Genomic DNA, 12,499 nt, shown 5'->3' with positions numbered 1-12,499 from the left:
CGCGAGCGCGAAGCCCGAAGCCCGGATCACGGAGCCGCGGAGGGCGCGGGGCCTCGTCAGGACGCCCTCCGCGCCTCCGCGGCTCGAACCTCACTGTGCGCGGCGTCTCGATCGGTTGGGTGCTCTAGAATGAACGAAGTTCTACTCCACGCCTTCAACGGCCTGAGCCTGGGCTCGATCCTCCTGCTCATCTCGATGGGCCTCGCGTTCTCCTTCGGGCTCATGAACGTGATCAACATGGCCCACGGCGAGTTCATCATGGCGGGGGCCTACACGACGTACGTCATCGGGCACCACGTCGCGCCGCTCGTCGGGGGGACCGAGGCCGGGCTCTGGTTCCTGCTCGCGCTGCCGGCCTCGTTCCTCGTGGCCGGCGTGCTCGGGCTCCTGCTCGAGCTCACGATGGTTCGCTTCCTCTACGGCAGGCCGCTCGACACGCTGCTCGCCACGTGGGGGGTCGGGCTCGTGCTTCAGCAGGCCGCGCGGAGCCTGTTCGGCGCGTCCAACGTGCAGGTCTCGAGCCCATCGTGGCTGAGCGGCGGCGTGGCCCTATCGGGCGGCGCGCAGCTGCCTTACAAGCGGGTATTCCTCATCGCGCTCGTGATCGCGTGCATCGCCGCCGTCTACACGTACCTGCACCGCTCCGCGGGCGGCAGGCGGCTGCGGGCGGTCATGCAGAACCGCGAGATGGCCTCGTGCCTCGGCGTCCGCTCGCGCCGGGTCGACGCCGCGACGTTCGCGCTCGGCGCCGGGCTCGCCGGGATCGCGGGGTGCGCGCTGACGCAGCTCGGCTCGATCGGGCCGTCGCTCGGGACGAACTACATCGTCGACGCCTTCATGGTGGTCATCCTCGGGGGCCTCGGGCGGCTGCCTGGCACGGTGGTGGCCGCGCTCGTGATCGGCGTCGCGAACACGCTGCTCGAGCTCTCGACGACCGCGTCGCTCGGCAAGGCGCTCGTGTTCGCGCTGGTGATCGCCTTCCTGCAGTGGCGTCCGACAGGCCTGCTCGCCCTGCGCACACGATAGGAGAGGACATGGACATGGCCCCCCGAGACTCCGCCCTTCGCAATTTCGTCTGGACCTGGGGAGCGCCGCTCGCCGTGGCGCTGCCGCTCCTCGTCGCGCCGCTCGTGCTCTCCGATTTCCGCCTGAACCTGCTCGGCAAGTTCCTCACGTACGCCATCGTCGCCCTCGGGCTCGATCTCATCTGGGGCTACGGCGGGATGCTGAGCCTCGGGCAGGGGCTCTTCTTCGGGCTCGGCGGCTACGCGATGGCGATGTACCTGAAGCTGGAGACGTCCGGCTCGCGCCTGCCCGATTTCATGAGCTGGAGCGGCCTCGAGGCGCTGCCGCTCTTCTGGGAGCCGTTCCGCTCGCCGGTCGTGGCCCTCTGCGCCGTCGTCCTCCTGCCGATGGCGATCGCGTCCGCGGTGGGTTATCTCGTCTTCCGGAGCCGCGTCCAGGGGGTGTATTTCTCGCTGATCACCCAGGGGCTCACGCTGATCGCGTCGATCCTCTTCATCGGCCAGCAGGCGGTGACGGGCGGCACGAACGGGATCACGAACCTGAAGACGATCTTCGGCTTCGCGCGGGGGGCGACCGGGACGCAGACGGTGCTCTATTTCGTGACGCTCTTCTGCCTCGGGGCGCTCTATCTCCTGTGCCGGAAGCTCACCCAGTCGCGCTTCGGGCGCCTGCTCGTGGCGATGCGGGACGACGAGAACCGGGTGCGCTTCCTCGGCTACAACCCCGTCACGCTGAAGACGCTGGTGTTCGCGCTGTCGGCGGGCATGGCGGGCATCGCGGGCGCGCTGTTCGTCTGCCAGGTCGGCCTCATCTCGCCCTCCTCGATGGGCGTGATCCCGTCGGTCGAGATGGTGACCTGGGTGGCCGTCGGCGGGCGCGGCACGCTGATCGGCGCGGTCGTCGGGGCGATCCTGGTCAGCCTGGGCAAGAGCGCGCTCAGCGAGTCGTACCCCGAGGTGTGGCAGCTCGGCTTCGGCGCGCTCTTCGCGGCGTCGGTCATGCTGCTCCCGAAGGGCGTCTCGGGCTTCCTGCAGCGGCACGCCGCGAAGCTCTCGGGCCGCGACACGGGCGGCGCGGCGGAGCCGGCGGGCGGGGATGAGGTCGACCCGGCGGCGGGCTCAGAGGCGCCGGCGACGACCGGTCGCTGAGGGGGGAGGCGCGGAGATGAGCGGAAGCGACCACGGAAACGAGGAGAGGAGCAGCGCGATGAGCCGCGGCAACATCGTCGAGGTCCAGCGGGTGACGGTGAGCTTCGACGGCTTCAAGGTGCTGGACGAGCTCGACTTTTCCATCCAGCGCGGGGAGCTCCGGTTCCTGATCGGGCCGAACGGCGCGGGGAAGACGACGCTGCTCGACATCCTGACCGGCAAGACGAAGCCGTCGAGCGGACGAGTGGTGTTCCACGGAGGTGGGGAGTCCGGAAAGGAGTCCGTGGAGGTGAATCGCCTGCCGGAGCACGCCCTGGTGCGGCTCGGGATCGGGCGGAAGTTCCAGACGCCGGCGGTGTTCGGGAGCCTCACGGTGCTCGAGAACCTGGAGGCGGCGATGGGCTTCCGGGAGAGCGCGCCGGGGCTGCTCCGCGGGCTGTCCGCGCCGCAAGAGAGGGAGATCGCCGAGACGCTCGATCGGGTCGGGCTCCGGCGGCGCGCGGACGTGCAGGCCGCGGTGCTCGCGCACGGGGAGCGGCAATGGCTGGAGATCGGCATGCTGCTCGTGCAGCAGCCGAAGCTGCTCCTGCTCGACGAGCCGGTGGCGGGGATGACCCGGCGCGAGCGCGACCGCACGGGGGAGCTCGTCCAGGAGATCGCGAAGCAGCGGTCGGTGCTGGTGGTGGAGCACGACATGGAGTTCGTGCGGCGCTACGCGAGCACGGTGACGGTGCTGCACGCCGGCAGGCGGCTGTGCGAGGGGCCGGTCGAGGAAGTCCAGGGGAATTCGAAGGTGATCGAGGTCTACCTCGGGCGGGCGCACGACGCGGGGCGCGCGCGGGGCGGGGCCAAGGCGCCGGCCGAGGCGCAGGCGGAGGAGCGGTAGCAGCATGCTGGTTGTCGAGGATCTCGCGGTCTATTACGAGGAGAGCTGCATCCTGTCGCAGGTCAGCCTGGACGTCGCGCCGGGGCGGGTGTCGTGCCTGCTGGGCCGCAACGGGGTCGGCAAGACGACGTTGCTCAAGGCGATCATGGGCGTGCTGAAGCCGCGGCGCGGCAGCGTGACGCTCGACGGGGCGGACCTCACGGCCAGGTCGCCGAGCGACAGGGCGCGCGCGGGGATAGGCTATGTGCCGCAGGGGCGAGGGATCTTCCCTTACCTGACGGTGCGAGAGAACCTGCTCATGGGCTTCGAGGCGAAGAGCGATCCGACGCCGAGCCCCGCTGCGCTGGACGAGATGATGGAGATGTTCCCCATCCTCAAGAAGTTTCACGCGCGGGCGGCAGGGACGCTGAGCGGCGGGCAGCAACAGCAGCTCTCGCTCGCGCGGGTGCTGCTGAGGAAGCCGAAGCTGCTCTTGCTGGATGAGCCGACGGAGGGGATCCAGCCGTCGATCATGCAGGAGATCGGGGAGGTCATCAAGGGGCTCGGGAAGAAGGGGGACATGGCGATACTGCTCGTCGAGCAGTTCTTGGATTTCGCGCTCTCGACGGCGAGCGAGTACTTCATCATGGATAACGGCGGGATCGTGCGGCGGGGGAGCGTGGCGGAGTTCGACGACGAGATCGCGAGGGAGTTTTTGGCGGTGTGAGGGGCCCCTCGAGGGCGGCCCGGCCCAGGGAGAGGGAGTTCGCGGCGTGGCGCTGGGCGGGGGCCCCGCCGAACTCGCCTGGGACGTTCTTTCTCCGGCGCGCTGCGCACGCCGGAGAAAGAACGTCAATTGGGCTCGGACATCGGCCCATCCCCCGCCCAGCGCCACGCCGCGAACTCCCTCTCCCTGGGCCTACGGTTGAATTGAAGGGGGGCGACGCCGAACCGCGACGGCACGGCGCCCCCAGATCTACACCAACGCGTCGTCCGCGCTCGTCGCCATCACCGCCTGGTCGAGCCATCGATCCAGCGTGGCCAGCTCGGAGCAGGCGTCAATCTGAGCCTCGTGCAGCGCGCTGAGCGCAAGCCCACGCCGCGCCAGAACCTTGCGCAGCGCCGCGCGCGCTGCGGTGAGCTGGCCCTTCTCGATCCCCTGCTCGATCCCCTTCTCGATGAGCTGCTCCTTGACCTCCGGGCTCTCGGCGAGCAGGGCCTGGAGAATCCACTGCCTGCGCGCCTCGATCTCCGGGTCGTCGGAGCGAGCGAACCGCCGCAGCAAGTCCTCGCGGGTGTACTGTGACATCGGCAAGTATTCTAGCATGGAGATCACCCATTCCACATCCCGCCGCGGTGCCACCCACCGGGCGAACTCGTCGAGGGCCTGACCCGAGCGAGCGACCAGGAACGGCACCAGCTCGTCGCACAGCGGCAGCTCGTTGGCCGCGATCCAGAGAAACTGAAACGGCGAGGGGCCGACGCAGTAACAGCCCGGGGCGAACCGCTCCAGCGTCCGGACGGAGTGCAGCCACGACGGCAGGTGGGGAGCGACGACCCAGATCGGCTCCTCGCCCATCCAGGGCGGCTCGCGCTCCTCGATGCGCTCGATCTCGCGCGCCAGCCTGCGCAGCGTCGCGCGCTTGATCTCCCCGATGTCGACGTGGTCGCCGGCCATCTTGATCTCGACGAGCACCTCGTCATGCTCGCACGCCGCCGGCCAGGGCGCGGCGAGACGAGCGAGGCCGTCAGGCCGCAGCACAAGGAGGTAACCGTCGGCCTGAACGCGCTCGAGTCGCACCTCGGGCGGCCGGTGCCATGCGGCGGAGCCGTCGGTGACGCGCGGGGTGTCCTCGGCGAAGGTCAGCTTCGCGAACCCGTCAAGCTTGCCCACGGCGGTCTTGATATCAACTCACCGACGGCGAAGCACTTCAAATAAGCGATCTGTACGGCAGATAAAGAGAGATGAATTCGCACCCCTGTGCGCAAGAGCGTGAGAGCGAGTGCCCCGACCCCGGCGCCGCGGGCGACACGTCACGTTCGGTCGGAGCGGCCGCGGAGCGACAGCGCTCAGGAGCAGCGCGACAGTAGGCCTCGGGGAGGCGGACGCCGTCGAGCCAGCCAAGGCACTGCGCAGCGGGAACACCTCGACGGGAACCAGGGAGCGCACGCCGCGGAAGGTAGTGGCCTGAGTTGCCCCGGAGCACGCTTGCGACGGAGTGGAAACGTGCCGGGTGCTTTGGGCGATATCCCCAGCAGCGGTCCTCAGCTCGGCACGTCGAGCACGTCGGCGAGGGTTGTTGCGCTGAGCACCCGCTCGGCCCACTGCTCGAGCGCGGCGATCTCGGCCGCCTCGATGCGGACCACGGCGGCTTCCGGCAGCTCGCCGAAGCGAGCGCGGAGCTGCCGCAGGAGCACGGCACGCTCTCCTTCGAGGCGGCCCTGGTCGCGCCCCTGCGCGACGTACTTCTTGGCGAAATCGCTCTGGTATTCGTAGCCCTTCACCATCGCCTCCAGGGCCCGCCGGGCCGTATCGTCCAGGGAATTTAGCACGAGATCGCCGTAGAACCTGGCCCTGTCCTCATCGAGCTCGCGGATGGCGGGCAGCACGGCGGCGGCGATGTTCGCGCCCAGCTCGCCAGCGCCATGCGTGAGGGCGGAGAGGATGGCGCGCTCGGGGCGTCGGGCCGCCTCGGCGGTGTCTGTCACGCTCGGCACTGCCTGCTGCCCAGCACGGCGCATGTCGAGCGTGCGGCGGCGCAGCAGGGAACGCGTGGGAGGACGCGCGTCGGTGGACAGCGGGAGCCGAGCGGCAGTAGGACTGGGCATGGAGAAGCCGAAGGGCGCGAGGTGGCTGTGGGCGGCGTGGGCGATGACGGCAGGCGGATGTGCGCTGGCGGCGGGGCTGGAGGACGGTTATTACGTGCAGAAAGAAGGCAGTGGCGGGAGCGGAACCGGAGCCGAAGCCGGCGCCGGGGGAGCTGGCAGCGGGGTGGGAGGCGCCGGGGGAGCTGGCAGCGGGGTGGGAAGCGCCGGGGGAGCTGGCGGCGAGGACGAGTGTACGCTGGCCGGACAGCGGTGCGTCGGTCAGACGTGCGTCGACGGGAAGTGCACTGGGGAGTGTGGTCCGGAGGACGTGCGCTGCTCGGATGACAATCGCCCGCAGCGGTGCGGAGAGCGCGGGTCGTGGGAGGACGCGGACCCGTGTGGTGCGGCGACGCCCGCATGCGACGCAGGGAAGTGCGTGCCACGGAGCTGTGTCGGACTGGCCGAGACGTGCGGCCCTGACAGCAACGAGAGCTGCTGCGCGACGGAGGAGGCGGTGTCCGGGGGCACGTTCAACCGGGGCAATGACGCAGCGTATCCAGCGACGGTGAGCGGGTTCTTGCTGGATCGGTTCGAGGTGACGGTGGGTCGATTCCGGAAGTTCGTGGAGGCGTATCCCGGGAGCAAGCCGGCGGCGGGAGCAGGTGCGCACCCGCGGATTGAGGGTAGCGGGTGGAATGCGGATTGGGCGAGCAAGCTGCCTGTGGACGCAGCGGCGCTGAAGGCGGCGGTGATGTGCGAGTCAGAATACCAGACGTGGACGGATGCAACGGGTGATCACGAGCACCTGCCGATGAACTGCCTGAGCTGGTACGTGGCGTTCGCTTTCTGCGCGTGGGATGGGGGCCGTCTGGCGACGGAGGCGGAGTGGAACTACGCGGCGGCGGGAGGAGGAGGCGCGGACGGGCAGCGCGTGTATCCATGGTCGAGACCGGCAGACTCGACGGCGATCGATGCCGATCACGCGGTGTATGGCTGCGGGCCTGACGCCTCGTGCGCCCCCAGCGACATCCAGGCCGTCGGGTCGAGGTCGCCGGGAGATGGGAGGTGGGGACAGGCGGACCTGGCCGGGAACCTGCGGGAGTGGGTTCTGGACTGGTACGCGGAGACGTACCCATCAGGCGACTGCAAAGACTGCGCCAATATGGTCATGGCCTCGTATCGGGTGATCCGGGGCGGGGGCTGGAACGACGTTGCGTCGACCCTGCTCTCTTCCGGCCGCAACTACGACGACCCGTCGGCCCGCACCATCGACGTCGGGGCCCGGTGCGCGAGGACACCGCGGTAACATGGCATCAACTTCGCTCAACGCATCACTTCCCTTGAAGCTTGATCCTTGAACCCTCCACCCTCGCGTCGCCGCGCCCCTCGGGGTGCGAGGAGCGCCCGCGACGCCTGCCGCGGGCTCCCCTGGGCCGAGCCGGCGCGGGTGCAGGCGCGGCCGCACCGCCTCCCCCCGCGTCCCAGGCGGCGCGCGGCTCCCGGGGTCGTCACCGGCGGACAGTGGCCCTCCCGTCCCCTTGACGCCGCCCACCCGGCGCGTGAGCCTCGGCTTGTGTCGGTCATCCTTGCGGAGGGGACGGTCTTCGCGCGCCGCTACCGCGTCGTGCGCCTCATCGCTGCCGGCGCGATGGGGGCCGTGCACGAGGTGATTCACCTCGAGACCGAGCGCCGCCGCGCGCTCAAGGTCATGCACGCTCACCTCTTCCAGAGCGAGGAGATGCGCGAGCGCTTCAAGCGAGAGGCGCGCATCGGGGCCAGGGTCGAGAGCGAGCACATCGTCGACGTCTTCGACGCGGGCGTCGACGAGGCGACCGGAATGCCGTTCCTGGTCATGGAGCTCCTGCGCGGCGAGGAGCTCGGCGAGCGGGTCGAGCGCGCCGGCCGCCTGCCGCCCGCCGAGGCCGTCACCTACCTCTACCAGACCGCGCTGGCCCTCGACCGGACCCACGCGGCGAGCATCGTGCACCGCGACCTCAAGCCCGCGAACATCTTCCTGTCGCAGCGCGAGGACGGCTCGGTCCGCGTGAAGATCCTCGACTTCGGCATCGCCAAGCTCGTCGCCGAGGGCTCCACCGCCGCGGGCGCCACGAGCAGCCTCGGCACGCCGATCTACATGCCCCCCGAGCAGTTCCACGGCCGCACGAGGCTCACCGGCGCCGCGGACATCTTCGCGCTCGGCATGATGGCCTATACGCTGCTCGTGGGCGCCTCGTACTGGGATCCCGAGGCGAGCACCGTCGACGGCGTGTTCGCGTTCGCGATGATCGCCGTCGGCGGCCCGCAGGAGCCGCCGGTGCAGCGGGCGCGCTCGATGGGCGTGACGCTGCCGCCGGCCTTCGACGCGTGGTTCGCCCGGGCCACGGCGGTCGATCCCGCGGCGCGGTTCCAGCGGGCCACGGACGCGATGCGGGCCCTCGGCGAGGTGCTCGGCATCCCCGTCGCCGGCGGCCAGGCGACGTTCCCGACCGCGCCGTCCTGGCCCGGAACGGCCCCCGCGGCGGCGGCGGTGGCCCCCGCCGCGGCGGCGGTGGCCACCGCCCTCGTCACGACCGAGCCGGCCCCGGCGGCGGCGATGAGCGCGGGCCCGGAGCGCGACGCGCGCTCGTCCGGTCCGGCACTCGTGGGGAGCTCGACGGACGCCGCGGTGTTCGGCATGCTTTCCAGGCCGTCGAGACCGAGCCGCGCCCCCCTCGCCGCGGGGCTTTCGGGGCTCGGGCTCCTCGTGCTGCTGGGCGGCGGCTGGCTCGGGCTGCGCGCCAGCCGCGGCGGTGAGCCGGCGGCGGCTGACGTCACGACGGCGGCAGCGACGCCGGAGTCGACGGCGGCAGCGCCCGAGCCGACCCTCGTACCGGCGCCCGCGTCGACGCCCGAACCATCCCTCGTGCCGGCGCCCGAGGCGGCCCCCGCGGCACCGGAACCGTCCGCCGCGGCGCCGCCTCCTCCCGCCTCGACGACGGCGCCACGCGCGCCGTCCACAGCGGCAGTGCGAGCCTCCACGGCACCCACGTCGACAACGCTCCGCCCGGGTGCGCCGTCGCGGGCCCCCGCGGCCAAGCCATCGCTGTCGGGTCCCAGGCCGCCATCGAGCGATAAGAAGCCGTCCGCGCCGCAACAAACGACATCCACCTCCCCGTACGGCCGGTATTGAGCTGCAGCTCCGCGGCAGCGCCGGCTCGCGCCCTGCGCGCCGAGCTCCACCTCCTCTTGCCCCCGAGCGGTTCGAGCGCCGTCGTGAAGAGCACGGCACGGCGCCCCGTTCCCCTCTCCTTCCTCCCCTTCCCCGCCTTCCCACCTCGCCGTCTTCGTGCTCCAATCCGCCCGCCCACCGCGCCAGTTCCCGCGTCTCCCGCTTTCTCCTCACCTGCCGAGTGCCAGCGCATGCCCTCTTGTCTCCGCCGCTCCGCCCCTCTCCTCGCCGCCCTCGGCGTGCTCTCCCTCTCGGCTCCTGCCGCGGCGCAGGACATCGCCGCCGCCGAGGCGCTCTTCGAACGGGGGCTCGCCGACATGCAGGCAGGCCGTTACGAGACGGGCTGCAAGGCCCTCGCCGAGAGCGAGCGCATTGACCCTCAGCCCGGCACGCTCTTCACGCTGGCGTCCTGCGAGGCCCAGTGGGGCCGCATCGCCACGGCGGTCGCGCGCTTCAAGGACTACCTGTCGCGTTTCGATCGGATGACGCCGGCCGAGCAGGCCCGCCAGGGCGAGCGGCCGAAGCTCGCGAGGCAGGAGCGCGATCGGCTCTCGCCCCGGATCCCGAGGCTCGCGCTCTCCTTGCCGCCGGGGGCGCCGGCGGGCACAGTGGTCCAGCGCGACGGCTCCGTGCTGGGCGAGGCCGCGCTGGGCGTCGCGCTGCCGGTCGACCCGGGAGATCACCGGGTGTCGATCCAGGCGCCGGGAGAGCCCGTCCGGGAACAACACGTCACGATCGCGGCGGGCGAGACGAAAGAGCTCACGCTGGCGCTGAAGGACGCGCCGGCCGCCCGAGCCCCCGCGCCGCATCCGGCGTCCCCGACGCCCGCGATCGTGCCGGCGCCTGCGCCGGCCCCGCCGGATGCGCCGGAGGCGCCCGCAGGCCATCGAACGGCCCTCTACCTAGCGGGCGGGCTCGGCGCGGCGGGGCTGGCGCTGGGCGGCATCACCGGCGCGCTCGTGCTCGGCAAGAAGGCCACCATCGACGACCACTGCGGCCGCGGGATCCAGGCCGCGGACCCGAAGGCCTGCGACACGACAGGGCGCGACGCAGGGGATAGCGCGAACACGCTGGCCACGGTGAGCACCATCGGGTTCGCGGTGGGCCTGGCCGGGGCCGGGACGGCGCTCGTCCTTTATCTCACCGAGCCGAAGACCGCGGCACGGGCGGCCAGCGCGAGCCCGAGGTGGATCAGCGCGGGCGTGCTGGAGGCAGGGCCAGAGGGGGCCGTGTTCGGCGCGCGAGGGCGCTTCTGACGCCGGCGACAGCGCCTGCGTAAGAGCAGCTCCTGGGGACGGGACGGCCTCGTCGTCCACAGGCCAGCCGGACGGGCGCACGCGGTGGAATGGCGTGGTCTCCCGCGGGCCCACGCGGCGTCCAGCGCACTGGCACTCTGCTTACGTCGTTTTACGTCGTTACGTCGAGCTCCTCCACCTCGGCCGCTACCTGGAGCGGGAGGACCCCGCCGCCGCGGAGCGCTTCCCGGCCGTCTCCGCCGAGCGCGGCGCCTCCGCGCCCCAGCCCCAGGTCGCCCCCGCGCCGCCGGCCGCTGCGCCCGAAGCCTCGCCTGCACCCGCGCCCGCCGCGGCGCCGCCGGCGGCTTCGGCGCAGGACGGCGGCGGCCCAGCGCCCGTCTGAACCCACGCCGCCCCGGAGCACCTCTCCAGCTCGCAACACGTGCGGCAGACGGAGAGCTCGACCAGGTCGAGCTCAATTTCGAGCAATCGACCCGTCCACGTCTTGACCACCAGTCCGGCGCATGAGCCACCCCCGCAACTGCGTCCCATCCGCGCACCGACCATCGACCCGCTCGTTCCCAACGAGTGAAGCGCGTCGAGCGCGGCCATACCGCTGGAGGCGGCGCAGCCGCGCGCGTCGCCGGGTAAGATCGCGGGCGCGCGCCGCGGTGGACAGCGCGGGGAGAGCGGCCCAAGAGGAGATATGAAGAGCAAGCGCACGCGTCGGTGGTGGTGGGCGGCATCGGCCTTCATGGCAAGCGGCTGCACGGCGATACTGGGGCTGGACAAGGACTATCACCCCTTCGAAGGCGCAGGCGGCGACACCGTCTCCGGCGGAGGCGACGCAAGCTCGGGCCGCGGCGGCGCCGGCAACGGCAGCGGCGCCGGCGAATGCACGCGCGACGACGCGCGGTGCTCGGACAACCGGCTAGAGCGGTGCAACGACCGCGGTCAGTGGGACGCCCCGGAGCCGTGTCCTGCGGAGGCGCCCGTGTGCAGCGGAGGGGCGTGCACGACGCCGCCGAGCTGCGAAGGGCTGCCATCAACGTGCGGGCCGGGCGAAAGCGAGAGCTGCTGCGCGAGCGCGGTGGTGCCCGGGGGGACATTCGACCGCGGCAACGATGCTGCATATCCAGCGACGGTGAGCGACTTCCGGCTGGATCGCTTCGAGGTGACGGTGGGGAGGTTCCGGAAGTTCTTCGAGGCGTACCCCGGCAGCCAGCCCGCGGCCGACGCGGGAGCGCACCCGGGCATCCAGGGGAGCGGGTGGAACCCGGCCTGGAACAGCGATCTGCCCCCGGACGCGGCGGCGCTGCGAGCAGCGGTGATGTGCACTCCGGACAACGCGGACATGCGGACGTGGACGGAGGAGGCGGGCGCCCAGGAGCACCTGCCCATGAACTGCGTGAGCTGGGTTGTCGCCTTCGCGTTCTGCGCGTGGGACGGGGGCCGGCTCCCGACAGAAGCCGAGTGGAACTACGCGGCGGCCGGCGGGGACGAGCAGCGGCAGTATCCGTGGTCGAATCCGCCGGAGTCGACGATCATCGACGCGAGCTACGCCTCCTACGATTGCAGGGAGAGCACGGCGGCGCCCGGCTGCACATTCCAGAGCGACTTCAGCGACATCGCGCACGTCGGGTCCCGCTCGCCGAAGGGCGACGGGCGGTGGACGCAGGCGGATCTCGGCGGGAGCATGCGGGAGTGGGCGCTGGATGGGTACGGGACCTATCCGGCGGAATGCGTCGACTGCGCCAACCTGACGGACACCTCGAACCGGGTGGTCCGCGGCGGGAGCAGCTTCGGCACGCCGAGCTATCTGCTGACGTCCGAGCGGGTCAGCGTCGCGCCGTCGGCGCCCTATTACAGCCTCGGCGTGCGGTGCGCGAGGACGCCGTAGCGGCCGCGCTCAGCCGAGAAGTCGAGCGCCGTCCCGGCGCCCCGTTCGCGCGCGGCGCCGCCGCCGCGCCCGTCCGCACCGCCGTGAGGCGCGTCGCATCCATCACGGCGGCGGGCCGGTGGGCTCGCATGCTACGCGCGCCGCCTCCGTGCGCCCTCTTTCCGCGGAACGGACCGCTGTCCGGCGCGGATCGCGCATGACGAGCGCGCGGCAAACGCGGCGCGCCAACGAACGCGGATGCCGTGAACCGGGGTTGGCAGGCGAAGCCGTTGCACTGAAGATGGTGCGGCGCTGCGTCGTGGGGTGGAG

At 71.6% G+C, this 12,499-nt stretch carries 10 protein-coding genes; 8 read left to right on the top strand and 2 right to left on the bottom strand.

The window, feature by feature from the left end:
* Nucleotides 1–129: 129 nt before the first annotated feature.
* The 4 genes from urtB to urtE are packed head-to-tail and all read left to right on the top strand — an operon-like array spanning nt 130 to nt 3,766.
* Nucleotides 130–1,026: an urea ABC transporter permease subunit UrtB gene (gene urtB, locus ACSRUE_RS20410; protein ID WP_441292430.1), complete on the top strand. Its 897-nt coding sequence runs from the start codon at nt 130–132 to the stop codon at nt 1,024–1,026.
* A 14-nt stretch (nt 1,027–1,040) separates the two neighbouring features.
* On the top strand, nt 1,041–2,174 hold the full coding sequence (gene urtC, locus ACSRUE_RS20405) for an urea ABC transporter permease subunit UrtC (protein WP_441292429.1): 1,134 nt from the start codon (nt 1,041–1,043) through the stop codon (nt 2,172–2,174).
* Between the two features lie 58 nt (nt 2,175–2,232).
* Entirely contained in the window at nt 2,233–3,060 is an 828-nt protein-coding gene (urtD, locus tag ACSRUE_RS20400) for an urea ABC transporter ATP-binding protein UrtD (RefSeq protein WP_441292428.1), read from the top strand.
* 4 nt (nt 3,061–3,064) lie between these two features.
* Nucleotides 3,065–3,766 (top strand): urea ABC transporter ATP-binding subunit UrtE, encoded by a 702-nt coding sequence (gene urtE / locus ACSRUE_RS20395; RefSeq protein WP_441292427.1) that lies wholly within the window; start codon nt 3,065–3,067, stop codon nt 3,764–3,766.
* A 249-nt stretch (nt 3,767–4,015) separates the two neighbouring features.
* Here urtE and ACSRUE_RS20390 read toward each other — a convergent pair whose 3' ends face one another.
* Both ACSRUE_RS20390 and ACSRUE_RS20385 read right to left on the bottom strand, forming a co-directional pair.
* Nucleotides 4,016–4,933, bottom strand: coding sequence for a hypothetical protein (locus ACSRUE_RS20390; RefSeq protein ID WP_441292426.1), 918 nt, complete (start codon nt 4,931–4,933; stop codon nt 4,016–4,018).
* A 371-nt stretch (nt 4,934–5,304) separates the two neighbouring features.
* Nucleotides 5,305–5,748, bottom strand: coding sequence for a DUF4351 domain-containing protein (locus ACSRUE_RS20385; protein ID WP_441292425.1), 444 nt, complete (start codon nt 5,746–5,748; stop codon nt 5,305–5,307).
* 118 nt (nt 5,749–5,866) lie between these two features.
* Between ACSRUE_RS20385 and ACSRUE_RS20380 the strand changes: the two genes are divergently transcribed.
* From ACSRUE_RS20380 to ACSRUE_RS20365, 4 genes are all read left to right on the top strand, one after another.
* Complete coding sequence (locus ACSRUE_RS20380; protein WP_441292424.1) at nt 5,867–7,153, top strand: formylglycine-generating enzyme family protein; 1,287 nt, start codon at nt 5,867–5,869, stop codon at nt 7,151–7,153.
* Between the two features lie 267 nt (nt 7,154–7,420).
* Entirely contained in the window at nt 7,421–9,016 is a 1,596-nt protein-coding gene (locus tag ACSRUE_RS20375; protein ID WP_441292423.1) for a protein kinase domain-containing protein, read from the top strand.
* A 230-nt stretch (nt 9,017–9,246) separates the two neighbouring features.
* Nucleotides 9,247–10,311 (top strand): hypothetical protein, encoded by a 1,065-nt coding sequence (locus ACSRUE_RS20370; protein ID WP_441292422.1) that lies wholly within the window; start codon nt 9,247–9,249, stop codon nt 10,309–10,311.
* A gap of 685 nt (nt 10,312–10,996) precedes the next feature.
* Nucleotides 10,997–12,190, top strand: coding sequence for a formylglycine-generating enzyme family protein (locus tag ACSRUE_RS20365; protein ID WP_441292421.1), 1,194 nt, complete (start codon nt 10,997–10,999; stop codon nt 12,188–12,190).
* Nucleotides 12,191–12,499 lie beyond the last annotated feature (309 nt).

The organism is Sorangium sp. KYC3313 (assembly GCF_052075895.1).
GTDB lineage: Bacteria > Myxococcota_A > Polyangia > Polyangiales > Polyangiaceae > Sorangium > Sorangium cellulosum_B.
The sequence above is the reverse complement of the archived record's forward strand: the minus strand, read 5'-3'. Positions and strand labels throughout refer to the sequence as shown.

Bases quoted from the DNA above. Each gene is read 5' to 3' on its own strand.
- urtE (WP_441292427.1), top strand. From the start codon at position 3,065: ATGCTGGTTGTCGAGGATCTCGCGGTCTATTACGAGGAGAGCTGCATC.
- urtC (WP_441292429.1), top strand. From the start codon at position 1,041: ATGGCCCCCCGAGACTCCGCCCTTCGCAATTTCGTCTGGACCTGGGGA.
- urtD (WP_441292428.1), top strand. From the start codon at position 2,233: ATGAGCCGCGGCAACATCGTCGAGGTCCAGCGGGTGACGGTGAGCTTC.
- ACSRUE_RS20365 (WP_441292421.1), top strand. From the start codon at position 10,997: ATGAAGAGCAAGCGCACGCGTCGGTGGTGGTGGGCGGCATCGGCCTTC.
- urtB (WP_441292430.1), top strand. From the start codon at position 130: ATGAACGAAGTTCTACTCCACGCCTTCAACGGCCTGAGCCTGGGCTCG.
- ACSRUE_RS20370 (WP_441292422.1), top strand. From the start codon at position 9,247: ATGCCCTCTTGTCTCCGCCGCTCCGCCCCTCTCCTCGCCGCCCTCGGC.
- ACSRUE_RS20380 (WP_441292424.1), top strand. From the start codon at position 5,867: ATGGAGAAGCCGAAGGGCGCGAGGTGGCTGTGGGCGGCGTGGGCGATG.